Origin of the sequence: Haloarcula terrestris (assembly GCF_031624315.1) — an archaeon.
Taxonomy (GTDB): Archaea; Halobacteriota; Halobacteria; order Halobacteriales; family Haloarculaceae; genus Haloarcula; species Haloarcula terrestris.
In genome coordinates this window covers 254,717-269,222 of the sequence record NZ_JAMQOM010000003.1, presented here as the reverse complement: position 1 = coordinate 269,222, position 14,506 = coordinate 254,717, and the positions used below count along the sequence as shown (strand labels likewise).

Sequence of the window (14,506 nt, the reverse complement as noted above, 5' to 3'; positions counted from 1 at the left end):
AGTTCTCGGACCACGTGAACGGGCGTTTTGCGCCCGTGAACAGACAGTGAAGAGCGCAGCGATGCGCTCCTCGATGCATCGGAACAGAGAGCGAAGCGGCTCGTGAGAGAGCGGAGTAGTCAGTTTTCAGTGACGTAACAATTGCGTCCCCGCCTCCGTCTTCAAAAACCCGCAGTCCTACGCTTCGCCGCCTTCCAGTCGGTCGATGACCTCGCTCATGTTGGCGACGGCCTCGACGGACTCCTTGATCTGTTCGCGGCGGCGGACCTGCGCGGCGGAGGCGTCGTAGGCGCGGACGTACTCGGCGCGGGAGTGTTCGTCGAAGGCGTGCTTGATGGCGAAGTAGCCATCGGGGACGATAGCGCCACACACCTTGCACTCGATGCGGTCGTGCTCGACCGACTGATGGATGATGAGTTCCTCGACGCTGTCGAACTGTCTGTCGTCCCCTTCGATGTCGCACTCCCAGCGTGGCATTTGCTCAGTGGCAGGCGACGCGGGGGTAAAAACCTTGGCTGCACCTGTCAGCGGTCTGTCCCGCAGACTGCCGAAACGGAAACCCCTAATGGCACCACGGAGATAGCGTTCATCGTGCAAGAGGGGTACGCCGTCGACCTTCACGTAAAAGTACTCGACGAGGCAGTCGTCGAGCGTGCGAAAGCACGGGGACTCGACGCGCTGGTGTACGCGCCGCATTTCACGCGGCTGCCGGAGATACGGCGGCAAGCCGAGGCCTTCTCCGACGACGAGCTGACGGTCTTCCCGGCCAGAGAGATATTTACCGGGACTTGGCAACAGCGCCGGCACGTACTTGGCATCGGCCTTGACGATCCGATCCCGGATTTCATTACCTTCGACGGCGCGATGCGGGAACTCGCACGCCAGGACGCGGCCGTCCTCGTCCCCCATCCCGGCTTTCTCAATGTGAGCCTCGGACTGGATGACATCGAAGCCTACGCGGGGACCATCGACGCGCTGGAAGTGTACAATCCGAAGCAGTTGGGACACCACCGGGACCGCGCACAATCGTTCACGTCGGATACAGGACACAAGCCGTTTGCCTCGTCGTATGCGCACGTCCGCGGCACCGTCGGCGAGGCGTACGTGACCTTCGCCGAGGCGTTCGACGACGTGACGAGTCTCAGTGCCGCGCTGAAAAACGACGCGGAGCGGACGCTGTTCCATCGTGACGGCATCTCACACAATTTTCGGCGGGCAGTCGAGTGGGCGCATCTGGGGCTGGAAAACACCTGGGGGAAGTTCGACCGGCTGATGTTACAGGGCACTGAGCCAACCCATCCCGATCAGGTCGCCTACGACGGACGGTTCGACGACGTGAAAGTGTACTAAACCAGGAACGTGCTGTTCTCGACGACGAAGGTCCGAACTGTCGGCGGCAGGTACTGCGGAAGGACATGAATCAACAGCCCCACAGCGGCCAGTTCGAAGATGGTAATCGCGACGGTGACGATCTCCGCGTACTCACTGGAGGTCGTCACGCCTGTCGGCGACCCGTACTCTTTGTCCGAGATTGGATAAAACAGCGCGATGCCCCGGCGGGATCCGAAGTAGTCGAGCACGTAATGGGTGAGGACGCCGAGCCACACCCACTGGAGATTGCCGCCGTGATACAGCGGATGGGCCAGGAATATTATGAGGACAGGCAGGTTATGCAGCGTCTTGCGGTGCTTGCCGAAGGCGGTGTCGACATCGGGAAACAGTGCGCCCAGGACGACGGGGAGAAACACTTCCGCGATTGTCGCGAACGTCGTCACGTCGCCCGAGGGGTCCAGCACGTAGCCCAGTCCGATACTCAGGAGGACGGCGTTCAGGACGTGCCCGCGTTTGTTCATCTACCGGACCGTCCGTGTCCCTGGTAAAAGACCTTACTACTCCTGTAGGGCGGTTTCCAGGTCCCGGAGCGCCTGTGTCGCGATGGCGTCTTTGACCTCACGGCGACTGCCGTCGAACTCGTAGCGGGTGACAGTGACGCCGGACTCGTTGGTCCCCCACGGCGCGGCCTCGGCGACGGCGATATAAACCGTACCGACGGGCGTCTCCGGCGTCCCGCCGCTCGGTCCGGCCACGCCGGTCGTAGCGACGCCCCAGTCGGTTCCGGCGGTGTCACGGACGCCCTGGGCCATCTCCGCCGCGACCGGCTCAGAGACCGCGCCGTGGGCGTCCAGCGATTCCCGCGAGACGGCCAGTAGCTCTCGCTTGGCCTCGTAGGAGTACGTGACCAGCGAGCGGTCGAAGTAGTCGCTGGAGCCGGGCACGTCCGTTATTTTCGACCCCACCAATCCGCCGGTACAGGACTCCGCGATAGCGACCGTCTGGTCGGCCTCTCGAAGGCGCTCCCCGATGCGCTTCTCGACGGGGGCCGCTGTATCGTCTGCCATTGGCGGTACTTGTCGTGACAGGCGAATAAGCGTTCAGGGGAGCGGGGATACTTTCAGTTCAGAGACACAACGGTGCGTATGACCTATCAGACGACGCTCGGCTGGTCACTCGTTACATCAGGCATTGTGACGCTGCTTCTCTGGGTCCTGCCGGGGTCGGACCTCCTGTGGGGAGTGCTGTTGCTGGTCCTTGGCGGGATAACGCTGTACGTCCGCCAGTAGACAGAAAAGCAGACGGGGCCGGCAGCCGGAGTGGCCGTATGGACTACACGGAACCCCAGTTCTTCCGGGTCATGCAGTACGCGGCCCGGGCCGACCGGGACGTGGTGGACATGGTGTCGGGCAACCCCGACTGGGACCCGCCGGAGGGGCTTCGGGACGGGCTCAGGGACTACGCCGAGGCCCCGGCCGACGACTACCAGTATCCGCCCAGCGTGGGCCTGACGGCGCTCCGGGATGAAATCGCGGCCCGTCGCGGCGTAGACCGGAACCGGGTGGTCGTCACGAACGGCGCAGGTGAGGCGAACCACCTCGCCATGACCGGTGGGCTCCACCACTTCGACGGCAACGAGATTCTCCTGACGGACCCCGTCTACCCCTACTACGCCGGCCGGGCGAACTTCATCGGCGCGGACATCTCTTTCGTCCCGGTCGACGAGCGAAACCGACTGGACCCCGCAGACGTTCGGGCAGCCGCGAGCAAGGAGACGGCGGTCATCGTCGTCAACTCGCCGAACAACCCCACCGGTGCGGTGTACGACGCCAACGCGATGGCCGAGTTCGCGGCCATTGCCGAAGAGTACGACGCCCTGCTTCTCAGCGATGAGGTGTACGACCACTTCGACTACGCCGGGCGGTTCAGTTCGGCGCTGCACGCCGACTCCGACCACGTCGTCGCCACCAACTCCCTTTCGAAGACGATGGCGATCACTGGTTTCCGTGTGGGCTATGCGATCTTCCCGCCGGAGGACGGCCCGACCGGCGCGCTCCTTGAGCGCGCTCGCACCCAGCACATGCTCACGAACGTCACCGGGAGCCGCCCGGCGCAGTACGCCGTCCTGCGGGCGCTGAAGACCACGAGCCCCGACTACTACGCCGCCTGCCGACGGCGGCTCGAAGCGCGCGTCGACGCCTTCTGTGCCGCACTGGCCGAAGCCGGCGCAGAGTACAACCGCCCGGACGGCGGCTTCTACGTGATGGCGCGGTTCCCCGACTTCCCAGGGTCCTTCGAGAACGTGTACGAACTCATCGACGAGGCCGGCGTCGCCGGGATGCCCGGCGAGGCCTTCGGCGAATCCCGGAGCGACTGGATACGGTTCGCGCTCGTGACGCCACGCGTCGACGAGGCGGCCGAGCGGCTGGCGGACTACTTCGAATAAAAAGCGGCCGCCGGTTCAACCGAAAATCAGTTCCACGTCTCTTGTCCGCGCCAGCAGGTCGTCGTCGTAGTATTCATCGGTCTGGGCGGGGTGGGTCTCGTCGATGGCCCGCACGGTTTTGACCGTATTCGCGAAGTTCTTGTATGTCGCCTCGTCGACCATCTGGCCGTCGACGACCACCGCGCCGGTCCCCGCCCGTTTGGCCTCGTTGAACGACTCGATCTTGTGGAGATCCCGCTCCAGTTCCTCGGTCGTCGGCATGTGGATGCGGTTGGCCTGCGTGGTCTGTTTGGGGTGGAGCGACCACGAGCCGTCGATGCCGATTGTCGCCTCGTGTTCCACCTGGTCGGCGTACCCCTCGGCGTTGTAGTAGGTGACGCCGGCCCGCTCGTGGAACAACTGGTCGAAGGGGCCGCCGATAGAGACGATGTCGGCGGCGCTCGTCTCGTTCGAGAGCGCTTCGAGCAGACCGTCCCAGCGGGGCCGCTCGCCGTTGAGGGCGCGGCCACCCAGTTCCGCGGTGTAGTCGACTGGCCCGAAGACAAGCCCCGAGAGGCGGGAATCAGCCGCGTACTGGCAGATTTCCCGGAGATCCGAGCGCCCGGGGGCCGTCTCCAGAATAATTGCCATCTCCAGCGTCCCCTCATCGAGGCCGGCGTCGCGCTCGGCGTCGGCGATGACACCGGCGGCGTCCCGCACGTCGTCGAGGCGACCGGTTTTCGGGAAGACGAAGCCGTCCAGTTCCTCGCCGACTTCGGCCGCCAGGCGAGTCACCTGCTCGATGCCGCGCTCGCGGGCGTCGGCGTCGTCATAGGCCCATTCGACCCGCGGGAGGATGTCGCCGGCGAAGTCGTCGGCGTGGTCGGGGATGTGTTCGATGATGTTGTCGACGGCCTCGTCTTTCATCGACGGCGCGGTGCCGTCCTCGATGTCGGGCACGAGCCAGTCGGGGGTCTGGAACCCCTCGCTGGTGAGTCCCGAGATGAGGAACTTCGCGCTGTTGTCGTTCGGTATCGCGGCTGGTGCGGTCTGGAATGTGCGACAGAGTCGTGTCATGTGTCTCGCTGGATGAGTGCGGTTCGCCGGCCCGAGTAGACCGGGGTCTGCTCCTGATTGAACGCGACGTGTTCGAACGTGACCGCGCCGGCCCGCTCCGGCCCGGCGTCGGGGTCGCAGTCGAGGACGCGGGTGAAGCCGTAGATAGTGTCCCCGGGCGTGACGAAGTCGTGGAACCGCTCGTCGGCGAACCGGTGTTCGCGGTAGGTCGCCTCGTCCGAGCGGGCGTGGGCCAGCGCAATCGAGCGGGTCACGTCGCCGTAGGCGACGATGTCGCCCGACGGCGAGTCGGCCATCTCGTCGCGGTTGTGGTGCTGGCGGGCGGTGTTGAGCGTCGAAAGCGGGAGGCCGGCGACCAGTTGGTCGTCCATCGTCCGGCCGCGTTCGTGGCGGTAGGCGACGGCGGCGTTCTCCTCGCTGGCGATGTCGAGCGCCCGTTGAAAGTCCTCGAAGCGCTCGCCGTCCGGAGAGACGAGAGCGTCAGGTATCGCCGGCCCGCCCTCATCTTGCTCGCCAACAGCCCCACCATCGGTGGCCGCCGGCTCGCGTCGCGGAATCATGTTCGTCCGCCGGTAGGACACCAGCGTCTCGCCAGTCTCGCGGTTTCGACCCTCTGTCTCCCAGGTGACGATGCCGTACTTCGGCCGGGAGGAGGACGTTCGGGTGTCGACGACGGTCGAGGTGACCGACAGCGGCGTTCCGGCCGTCGCCGGCTGGTGGAACTGTACGTCGTCGCGGCCGAGGAAGTACCCGCCCTTCTCGGAGAGGTCCTCGACGGTGATGCCCATCACGCACGCAAGCAAGTAGTCCGGGTGGACCGGTCGTTCCTCGAACCCGCGTTCCCGGGCGGTGTCGGCCCGCCAGTACGCCGGATCGTGGTTGAGCGTCTGGCCCATCCACTGCTCGCTGCCGTGCTGGGAGAGTCGGAGACCGGGGTCGTGAGCGAGTTCGTCGCCCTCGGCGAAGAACTCGAAGAAGTGGCCCTTCTCACGGGTCTCAGCCTGGTCAAGCAACGCGTTGAACGTCTCGCCGTCCGAGAGGTCCATAGCGTCTGGGTCAGACCAGTCAGTCATCGGCCGGCACCTCCCGTGTGGCTTCACGGCGTGCAAGCGCCCGCCGCATCTCGTTCGTGACGACCATGAAGCCCTCGTCGAAGCCCATCCCGGGCTTGGCCAGCACCTGCGCGGCGTCGGTAGCCAGCGCGACGTGGGCACAGGCCCGCGCCGAGGTCACGGTCTCGTTGCACGTCCCGCCGACGTAGGCCCGGGTGTCCGTGCCGTCGCAGTACAGCACCGCCTCGGCCGAGCGCTGGATGCTGCCCAGGTCCGGCGTCTTGATCTGAACGAGGTCGGCCGCCTCCGCGTCGACGAACGCCTGCACGTCCTCGAAGGTGTTGCACCACTCGTCGGCGACGATGTCGACCTCGACGCCGGCGTCGGCCAGCCCCTCGCGGAGTTCGGCCATCTCGGCGATCTGGTCGGCTCTGTTGCCGGCGTCCATCGGCCCTTCCACCTGCAAGGGATACGGCGCGGCGGCCTCCCGGAGCGTCTCGAAGTAATCGGTCACCTCGGTCCGGTCGTACGGCGGCCCGAACACTTTCCCGAGGATGCCGTACACGTCGACGTGGAACCGCGGCGAGTACGACTCGGGACCGAGCGCGGTCGCGCGGTCGGAGAGCCAGGCGAGGTACTCGCGCAGGCCCTCGCCGTCCTCGCCGACCTTCTCGACGCTGTTGAACAGGCCATGGGGCAGGACCGGAACGCCCTTGATGAGCATCTTCTCGGCGTTGCTGCGGCGCTCGTCGCCGGATTGCCCGAACACCGGGACCGGCGAGGTCGCGGGCTCGGTGTCGTAGGTATCGGCGAGCACGTCCGTCGGCGTCACGCCCCGCGCTTGGGCGGCGGCGTTCAGCAGCGCCTGCGAGACGCCGTACCGAACGGCAGTGTGGAGCTGGTCGCCGCCCGACCGTTCGGCCTCCATCTCCTCCAGCATCGTCGCGTTGGCCCCGAACTGCGTCGCATCCTGTCCGCGGAGCGCGTCGGCGACGGGACCTTCGACGACTGGGCGGTATTTCTCGGCCCGGAACAGCGGGTCGCGGCCGCCGGCTCCGGAGTACTGGACGGCGGCGCAGTCGCCGGTCGCGACGGAGCCGTCGGCGAGTTCGATTTCCACGATGAGCGCCTCGCCGGCCTCGCGGATACGGTCGAACCCCTCGGTGACTGGCTGGCCGTCGTAGGCGAACCCGCTCTGGGTCGCCCCGTCCTTGATCGCCTGCTGGTCATCGAAGAAGAACCCCGACAAGCCGGGAACCGTTCGAACGGCCTCAATCCGCATCGCTGGCACCTCCCGCGGGGTTGTTGTCGCCGGTCGGACGCCCGATGAGCTTCCCGTCGCTGATGGCGTCCACGTCGTCGGCGACCATCCGGAACGACTGGTCGCGGCCTTCGGTCTCGGCCCGCTCGCCGAGCCGCGCGGCGTGGATCTCCTTGATGTCGTCCGGGAGCGCGAGGTCCGCGAATTCGAAGATGCGGACCCGCCCGTCGTCGTCTCTGGCCGGCAGCACCGCGCCCTTGGCTGCGTCGCTGGGCGCAAAGGGCACGTCCAGCGCGCCGCTGTCGAAGGCGTTGATGACCCCTCGCGCCACGTCGCCGTCGCCGGCCTCGTAGATCGCGTCCATCAGGTGGCGCGTCTCCCGTTCGATGAGCGCCTGTTCTTCTTCGATACCCCCCAAGTCGATGTCCTGTTCGATCATCATGTCGATAAGCTGTCTCGTCGTTCGCAGTCCGGCCGCGTTAGCTTCTTTCGTCGGCACGCCCTGGAACTCCTGGGCGGACTTCGTGATGACTTTGTCCGGCTGGGCGACGGCCGCCGTCGCGCCGCCGAGACTGATGACGCCGTTGGCCCGCGCCTCGTCGGGCGGGAAGCCGCCCATCCACTCGTGGAAGACGGTCGTGACGGTCACCTCGTCAGGGAGATACTCGTTGCCGAGCTTCCGCAGCGCGCGGAGTGCGGCAACGTCCTGGACGAGGTTGCCGACCTGTCCGTAGCCCAGTGTGAGCGACCGGACGCCCTGTGTCGCGGCCAGTTCTCCTTCCACGAGCATCACCGCGATGGCGATGCTCGGCGGGACGAGCGTGCCGGTCAGCGGACCGAAGGGCTCGCGGTTGATCGTCACGCCGCGTTCGGTGTAGGCCCCACAGAGCCGGTCCACGAACTGCCAGTGTTCGATGGTCGTTGCGAGGTCGTGCCGTTTCGTGTACGGAATGTTGTAGGAGATCGGCCCGCCCTCGAAGCTCTGGAAGCCGCCGGCGAGCGTGACCATCGCCAGCAGCCGGGCGTCCGGCGTGCCGTGGCGAACCTCGACCGGGGCGTCTAGCGCCCGGATGAGTCGGCGGCAGTCCTCGACACCGTGGTTCACCGCTGGGAAGCCGTTGAGTTCGTTCTCGTCGCTGCCGCGGGAGGCGGCCAGTCCCTCCTCGGCCTTCTCGTACTCGTTGTCGCGCGTGTACGAGTCGATGGTCGTCGGGAGGAGGTCTGCGCCGCCCTCGTCCTGGAGGTACCGCAGGAGGTCGATCTGCTCTTCGAGGCAGGGGACGCCCGCACGTGGCTGGAGGAGCGGCTGGTCGGCCGACTCCAGCACCGTGGCGAACTGTTTGGAGGCCGGCAGCGACTCGTGGAAGGCAATGGCTTCCTCGAAGTCGACTTCCCGGCCCGTGTGCCAGTTGTCCCTGAGATCGTTTGCGATGCGCTGTAGCTGGTCGTCGGTGAGTCGTTCGTCTGTTGGCATGGTCACCCGTCGACCCGTATCTGCTCCGCCTCTGTGGTCGTCAGCTGCAGGTCTTCCCGGAGCATCTCGATGGCTTCTTCGGGGTCGGTTTCCGCGTCGAAGACGCGGTCGAAGCCCATCTGTCGGAAGGTCGCCTGCGTCTCCTCGAAGTCGGACTGTCCGACCGCGAGGTTCCCGCCGACGTAGGTGAGCACGTCGAGCCCGGCGGCATCGAGTTCCTCGTGCAGCCCCTCACAGTCCTGGCGAGCGTGCCCGTACAGGGAGGATACCAGTACTGCCTCGGCGTCGTGAGATTTCGCGGCGGAGACGAACTCGTCCTGTGAAGTCTGGACACCGAGGTTGATTACCTCGAAGCCAGCGGCCGAGAGCGCCTGCTCTAGAATCGTGATGCCGACGACGTGTGCGTCGGAGCCAATCACGCCGAGGATAACGGTCCGGGGCATGTACTACGTCGTGGTCGGCGGGTGGTGATAAACCTAATGGTCTTTCATGATAATACGGCCTTAAGGAATTTATAATGATTTACCACGAAGGTTTATCCCGTCGCCCCGTCGTGGTTTGCCTATGGGTGCGCTTGACGACTTGCGTGTGCTCGACCTGACACAGGTCCTCGCCGGACCGTACTGTACGATGTTGCTCGCGGACATGGGCGCGGACGTGGTAAAGGTCGAGCGCCCCGGCGGCGACCTCATCCGGTCGAACCCGCCGTTCGTGGCCGACGGCGACGAGGAGGCCTACGGCGGCTACTTCCAGAGCGTCAACCGCGGGAAGCGGTCGCTCGAACTCGACCTCGGAACCGAGGCGGACCGCGAGGCGTTCCTCTCGCTCGTCGAGCGCGCTGACGTTGTCGTCGAGAACTTCAAAGCCGGGACGATGGAGAAATTCGACTGCGGTTACGAGACGCTCCGGGAACACAATCCGGAACTCATCTACTCCTCGATTCGGGGCTTTGGCGACCCGCGAACGGGCGAAACTCACCGCCAGGGTCAGCCCTCTTTCGACCTCATCGCGCAGGCGCTGGGCGGCGTCATGGAGATCACCGGCCAGCCGGATGGCCCGCCGACGAAGGTCGGCCCCGGCGTCGGTGACATCTTCACCGCCGCGCTGAACGCCGTCGGCATCCTCGCGGCCGTCCATCACCGCGAGCGCACGGGCGAGGGCCAGTACGTCGACACCGCGATGTACGACTCGATGGTGTCGTTGTGTGAGCGGACGGTGTATCAGTACTCCTGTGACGGCGAGTCCCCGACCCGCCAGGGGAACTCCCACCCGACGCTGTTCCCCTACGACTCCTTCGAGGCCGCCGACGGCCACGTCGTCATTGCAGCGTTCTCCGACGGCCACTGGGAGGCGCTGTGTGACGCGATGGACCGGCCAGATCTGGCCGCCGACTACCCCGACGCCGGCAGCCGGATTGCGAACCGCGATGCCCTGCGCGGCGAGATCGCCGACTGGGCTGCCAGCGTCGAGTCCGACACAATCCTCGAACTGCTCGAAGGGCGCGTGCCGGCCGCGCCGGTTCAGAACACGGCCGACATTTTCGACGATCCGCACATCCACGCCCGGGGGATGCTCGCCGATGTCGACCAACCGGGCGCTGACGAGCGGATGACTATCGCCGGCAGTCCGATCAAGATGACCGAGACCATGCCCGCACCGAGCGGTCGCGCGCCGCTGTTAGACGAGCACAGAACGGAACTGCTCGACGAGGCTGGGGTCGGTGCTGAGACCAATCGGGTCGAAAGCGATGACTAACCGGTAAATTCCGGCAATTTTCACCACATCAGGGCAGGACCATTATCTATCATGAGCCGTAGAATAGGCTATGGTCGAAGTTCCAGACGCACTCAGTACATTGTTCAGCGCGAAAGTAGAGACAGACGGGGACCGGTACGTCGTCGAAATCCCGAAAAGCGAAGTGTCCCACGGCGCGATTGCGCCGGGTGAGACCTACCGGGTCGGCCTACTCTCGCAGGTCAACGGCACGTCGTCAGCCGCGCCCCAGCCACAGGAGCCCGAACAGGACACCGATCCGGCGCGAGCCGACACCGGCGTCCCGCAGCCGCCGGTCGACGAGGGCGAAATCCGAAACGTGACCATCGAATCGCTGGGCGACCAGGGTGACGGCATCGCCAAGGTGGAGCGCGGCTATGTCGTCATCGTCCCAGACGGTGAACCGGGCGACTCGCCGACCGTTGAGATCGAAACCGTGCAGGAGAACGTCGCATTCGCCAGTGTCGTCGATAACGACGGCCAGAGCGTATAGCGGCACTCTGATTTTTCATCGGTTCGGTTGACTGGTCGGAGCAGTGGCCTCGCAGGACCGGACTGCAGGGTCATAGCGGGCCGTTCGACGGACGTACCCCCACTTGAATGGAATCTGTCGGACGTGGTAGAGGTCGAAGAACGACTAGTAATCACAGCATCACAAACGTTTATATGATTTAAATCCGGTATTTAAAACACTATATGGTCGACCCAAAAGAGAGCATTGACATCGAAAATGTCGTTGCTTCGACCGGTATCGGACAAGAACTCGACCTTGAGAGCGTCGCGATGGACCTGGAGGGGGCCGACTACGACCCCGAGCAGTTCCCGGGCCTCGTGTATCGGACACAGGATCCCAAGTCCGCAGCGCTCATCTTCCGGTCGGGCAAGATCGTCTGTACGGGTGCGAAGTCGACAGACGATGTCCACCAGAGTCTCCGTATCGTCTTCGACAAGCTCCGCGATCTGAACATCCAGGTCGACGACGACCCCGAAATCGTCGTCCAGAACATCGTCAGCTCCGCGGACCTCGGGAGCTCGCTCAACCTCAACGCCATCGCCATCGGCCTCGGCCTCGAAAACATCGAGTACGAGCCCGAGCAGTTCCCCGGTCTCGTCTACCGGCTCGACGAGCCCGACGTGGTCGCGCTGCTGTTCGGTTCGGGGAAGCTCGTCGTCACCGGCGGGAAGCGCAAGGAAGACGCCGAGGAAGCCGTCGACACCATCGTCGAGCGGCTCAGCGACCTCGGTCTGCTGGACTAACGACGCGGTGCCAGTGACTGGGCGGCCGTCAGTCACAGCCCGTTTTTCGGTTCATCGCCGCCCCACCGCTGTTCACTCACAGCGACGGCGACGGACTGGAACCCCGCGGTTCAAATACCAAGACGACCAAGCCCGCTTCAATGGCAGACCCCGCCTCGACGGGCACGGAGTCCTGGCGCACGTATTTCGGCTTCGACGAGCCCTACGAGAATCAGGCCGACGCCGTCGAACGAGCCATCGAGGCGGGCAAGGCGCGCGGCTTTCTCGCAATGGAGGGGCCGTGCGGGACCGGCAAGACGATGGCCGCGCTCACCGCCGGCGCGACGCTCGTCCGCGATACGGACCTGTACGAGCGGCTGGTCGTCGTCACGCCGGTCAAACAACAACTCCAGCAGTTCGTCGACGACCTGCGGACGCTGAACGCCGGTATCGACGAGCCCTTCGACGGCATCTCGCTGGTCGGCAAGCGCGACCTCTGTCCGTACGGCCGCGAGGGACAGTTCCCGGACGACGTGGGCACACACGACCGCTGTGAGGACCTCAGAGAGGCGACGGCGCGGTTAGTCGAGGACGACGGGCGCTCGGACGGGGCGGCCGTCGCGGACGCCGCAATCGCCGGTGAGGCCGACGACGATCAGTGGTGGGACCCGCGGAAGGGCCAGGACCTCGCCGCGGCCGCACGCCCCGACGCCGTTGATCAGTCGACGCTCGGTGACGACACGCTCCGGACCGCCGGCGCGGCCTCCCCGTACCGAAAGACCCAGCCCACGGCCCCGGAGTCGATGGCTGAGGGGTCGGACCCGCCGCTGTACTGTCCGTTCGAGGCGGACTGGTACGCCCGCAACAAGGGGTCGCCCGTCGACTTCTCGGCCGGCGAGGGGCACGTGGTGACGATGGACGACTACCTGCCGGCAGCGACGGAGCGCGGGACCTGTCCCCACCGGGTGATGAGCGTCATGCTGAACGAGGCCGACGTGATCGTCGGGAACTACAACCACCTGTTCGACCCCGGCTCTCGGCCGCTGCTGTCGGACGTGCTCGACGATCAAACGCTCGTCATCGTGGACGAGGCCCATCGCCTCGAAGAGCGCGTGCGGGACCTCCTGTCGGACCGACTGGGCCGCCAGACGATTGTCCAGGCGCGCAACGACTGCACGACGCTCATCCAGCGCGCCCAGCAGAGCGCGGACCACAAGGCACAGGTCCGCGAGGTGCTGTCCGCTCGGGAGGTTCCGCTGGACGCGGTCGACCAGGCACGGAAGTTCTACGACGACCTCGTTCGATGGCTCGATGACCGCATCGAGGCGTTTCTGGACGCCGAACACGAGGGCTGGCGCGCGGACCCGTCGACCCTGCCGGAACACGATAGGGAGATTCCGCTGCGGGACCCCGACACGGTCGAGCAGGACGAACTGACCGAGTGGGCCGAGCGGAAGGGGTACGACGGCTCGCTGTGGCGGTCGCTGTCGAAGGTCGGGGCCGCTGTCGAGGACGCCATCGACCAGCTCGGGCTGACCCGCCAACCGGTGTGTGCCGCCGTCGGCGTGCTGGCGGGCCAGTGGTGGGAGCGCGACCACGCGACGTTCCTCCGGGAAATCGAACTGGAACACTCACCCAGCCATGGGCAGAGTCTCGAATCCGATTACCAGGCCGTCTACACGCCGGGACTTCTCTGTTACAACTGCATGCCCGCGACGGCGCTGCGGAACGTCTTCGACGACCTCGGCGGCGGTATCCTGATGAGCGCGACCCTGGAGCCGCTGGACGTGTTCACCAGAGTCTCGGGGCTGGATTCGATGGCCGAAACGGGGTCGGCGGACCCGGACGAACAATCGGGCGACGGACGGCCGGTCCGCACGACGACCTACGACCTGCCGTTCCCGCCCGAAAACCGGGCGTCGTATCTCGTCGCCGCCACGCCGTTTACCGCGCGCAACCGCGGCGACCCGGAGACGATGCGCCCACTGGGCGACAACTGGAATCCAACACGGGACGAGTACGCACAGGCACTGCGTGCGCTGGCCCGCTCGCCGGGCAACGTCATGGTAGCGATGCCGAACTACCGGGAGGCCCGCTGGGCCGGCGCGTACCTGCAAGAGGCCGTCGAGAAGCCGGTCCTCGTGGATGAGTCGTCCAGCAACGAGGAGACAGAGCGCCTGAAACGCGAATTCTTCAGCGGCGACGGGAAGGTGATGGTCACGTCGACGCGCGGGACGCTCACGGAGGGCGTCGACTACGACGGCGAGAAGCTATCGACCTGTGCGGTCGTCGGCATTCCGCTGGTGAACATCGGGTCGCCCCGCGTCCGAGGCGTCCAGCGAGCCTACGGCGATGCCTTCGGCGAGGACAACGCCTTCGAATACGCTCTGACAGTCCCGGCCGTCCGGCGCGCGCGCCAGGCCATCGGTCGCGTCATCCGCGGCGTCGACGAGGTCGGGGTGCGGGCGCTGGTCGGGCGCAGATACACTCCGGACGCCCGCCATTCGGTGTATCCGTACCTGCCCGTCGGCGAACGCGAGGAGTTCACCCGGATGACGCCCGATTTCCTCGCGAGCCAACTTGACTCGTTCTGGGCGGACCACCGGTGAGTCTCCTGTCGATTAACCGGAAGATATCGTTGGCAACGGAAGGCATATACATTGTGGAACGAGTGTACCTATAGATGCCCGAGTGTCAGAACTGCGGCGAATTCGTTACCGAGCAGTACGTACGGGTTTTCACACCAGAAGCCGTCGAAGGCCATGGCCCCCGGGTCTGTCCGAACTGCGAGGACAAACTCAGGGATGGCGCGGATGTGCGTGAAGCACGCTCTTCGAGACAGTAGGACATCTCCTTTTCGGGAAGTACTCAAGGCC

At 65.6% G+C, this 14,506-nt stretch carries 16 protein-coding genes; 8 read left to right on the top strand and 8 right to left on the bottom strand.

Going from position 1 to position 14,506, the window contains the following annotated elements; translation table 11 throughout:
* Nucleotides 1–177: 177 nt before the first annotated feature.
* Complete coding sequence (locus NDI54_RS08410; protein ID WP_310896010.1) at nt 178–477, bottom strand: DUF7565 family protein; 300 nt, start codon at nt 475–477, stop codon at nt 178–180.
* Between the two features lie 111 nt (nt 478–588).
* Between NDI54_RS08410 and NDI54_RS08405 the strand changes: the two genes are divergently transcribed.
* Nucleotides 589–1,350 carry a PHP-associated domain-containing protein gene (locus NDI54_RS08405; RefSeq protein WP_310896327.1) on the top strand — a complete coding sequence of 254 codons (762 nt, stop codon included), beginning with the start codon at nt 589–591 and terminating at the stop codon, nt 1,348–1,350.
* Here NDI54_RS08405 and NDI54_RS08400 read toward each other — a convergent pair.
* Together NDI54_RS08400 and NDI54_RS08395 are read right to left on the bottom strand one after the other, a co-directional pair.
* Nucleotides 1,347–1,853, bottom strand: coding sequence for a metal-dependent hydrolase (locus tag NDI54_RS08400; protein WP_310896009.1), 507 nt, complete (start codon nt 1,851–1,853; stop codon nt 1,347–1,349). The genes NDI54_RS08405 and NDI54_RS08400 overlap by 4 nt on opposite strands.
* 36 nt (nt 1,854–1,889) lie before the next feature.
* Entirely contained in the window at nt 1,890–2,399 is a 510-nt protein-coding gene (locus tag NDI54_RS08395) for a CinA family protein (RefSeq protein ID WP_310896008.1), read from the bottom strand.
* Nucleotides 2,400–2,477: 78 nt separating this feature from the next.
* Here NDI54_RS08395 and NDI54_RS08390 point away from each other — a divergent pair, with 78 nt between their 5' ends.
* Both NDI54_RS08390 and NDI54_RS08385 read left to right on the top strand, forming a co-directional pair.
* On the top strand, nt 2,478–2,621 hold the full coding sequence (locus NDI54_RS08390; RefSeq protein ID WP_310896007.1) for a hypothetical protein: 144 nt from the start codon (nt 2,478–2,480) through the stop codon (nt 2,619–2,621).
* 38 nt (nt 2,622–2,659) lie between these two features.
* Complete coding sequence (locus tag NDI54_RS08385) at nt 2,660–3,778, top strand: pyridoxal phosphate-dependent aminotransferase (RefSeq protein ID WP_310896006.1); 1,119 nt, start codon at nt 2,660–2,662, stop codon at nt 3,776–3,778.
* A 15-nt stretch (nt 3,779–3,793) separates the two neighbouring features.
* Here NDI54_RS08385 and citE read toward each other — a convergent pair whose 3' ends face one another.
* From citE to glmS, 5 genes are read right to left on the bottom strand one after another with little or no spacing between them, the layout of a single operon-like run.
* The gene (gene citE, locus NDI54_RS08380) at nt 3,794–4,834 is read right to left on the bottom strand and encodes an L-malyl-CoA/beta-methylmalyl-CoA lyase (protein ID WP_310896005.1); all 1,041 of its coding nucleotides are present in this window, start codon (nt 4,832–4,834) and stop codon (nt 3,794–3,796) included.
* Nucleotides 4,831–5,907, bottom strand: coding sequence for a 2-methylfumaryl-CoA hydratase (gene mch / locus NDI54_RS08375; RefSeq protein ID WP_310896004.1), 1,077 nt, complete (start codon nt 5,905–5,907; stop codon nt 4,831–4,833). The genes citE and mch overlap by 4 nt, the downstream gene beginning before the upstream one ends.
* Nucleotides 5,900–7,168: a methylaspartate ammonia-lyase gene (locus NDI54_RS08370; RefSeq protein ID WP_310896003.1), complete on the bottom strand. Its 1,269-nt coding sequence runs from the start codon at nt 7,166–7,168 to the stop codon at nt 5,900–5,902. Before NDI54_RS08370 ends, mch begins: the two co-directional genes overlap by 8 nt.
* A complete protein-coding gene (locus NDI54_RS08365; RefSeq protein ID WP_310896002.1) occupies nt 7,158–8,621 on the bottom strand; it encodes a methylaspartate mutase subunit E in 1,464 nt (487 codons plus the stop codon). Before NDI54_RS08365 ends, NDI54_RS08370 begins: the two co-directional genes overlap by 11 nt.
* Before the next feature lie 2 nt (nt 8,622–8,623).
* A complete protein-coding gene (gene glmS, locus NDI54_RS08360) occupies nt 8,624–9,064 on the bottom strand; it encodes a methylaspartate mutase subunit S (RefSeq protein ID WP_310896001.1) in 441 nt (146 codons plus the stop codon).
* A 121-nt stretch (nt 9,065–9,185) separates the two neighbouring features.
* Between glmS and mct the strand changes: the two genes are divergently transcribed.
* The 5 genes from mct to NDI54_RS21525 all read left to right on the top strand — a co-directional run bounded on the left by mct (nt 9,186) and on the right by NDI54_RS21525 (nt 14,475).
* The gene (mct, locus tag NDI54_RS08355; RefSeq protein WP_310896000.1) at nt 9,186–10,376 is read left to right on the top strand and encodes a succinyl-CoA:mesaconate CoA-transferase; all 1,191 of its coding nucleotides are present in this window, start codon (nt 9,186–9,188) and stop codon (nt 10,374–10,376) included.
* Between the two features lie 70 nt (nt 10,377–10,446).
* The gene (locus tag NDI54_RS08350) at nt 10,447–10,887 is read left to right on the top strand and encodes a TRAM domain-containing protein (RefSeq protein ID WP_310895999.1); all 441 of its coding nucleotides are present in this window, start codon (nt 10,447–10,449) and stop codon (nt 10,885–10,887) included.
* 203 nt (nt 10,888–11,090) lie between these two features.
* Complete coding sequence (locus tag NDI54_RS08345) at nt 11,091–11,651, top strand: TATA-box-binding protein (RefSeq protein WP_004516850.1); 561 nt, start codon at nt 11,091–11,093, stop codon at nt 11,649–11,651.
* A 140-nt stretch (nt 11,652–11,791) separates the two neighbouring features.
* Nucleotides 11,792–14,239: an ATP-dependent DNA helicase gene (locus NDI54_RS08340; RefSeq protein WP_310895998.1), complete on the top strand. Its 2,448-nt coding sequence runs from the start codon at nt 11,792–11,794 to the stop codon at nt 14,237–14,239.
* A gap of 74 nt (nt 14,240–14,313) precedes the next feature.
* Entirely contained in the window at nt 14,314–14,475 is a 162-nt protein-coding gene (locus NDI54_RS21525; protein ID WP_004516852.1) for a DUF7563 family protein, read from the top strand.
* The last annotated feature ends 31 nt before the right edge of the window (nt 14,476–14,506 follow it).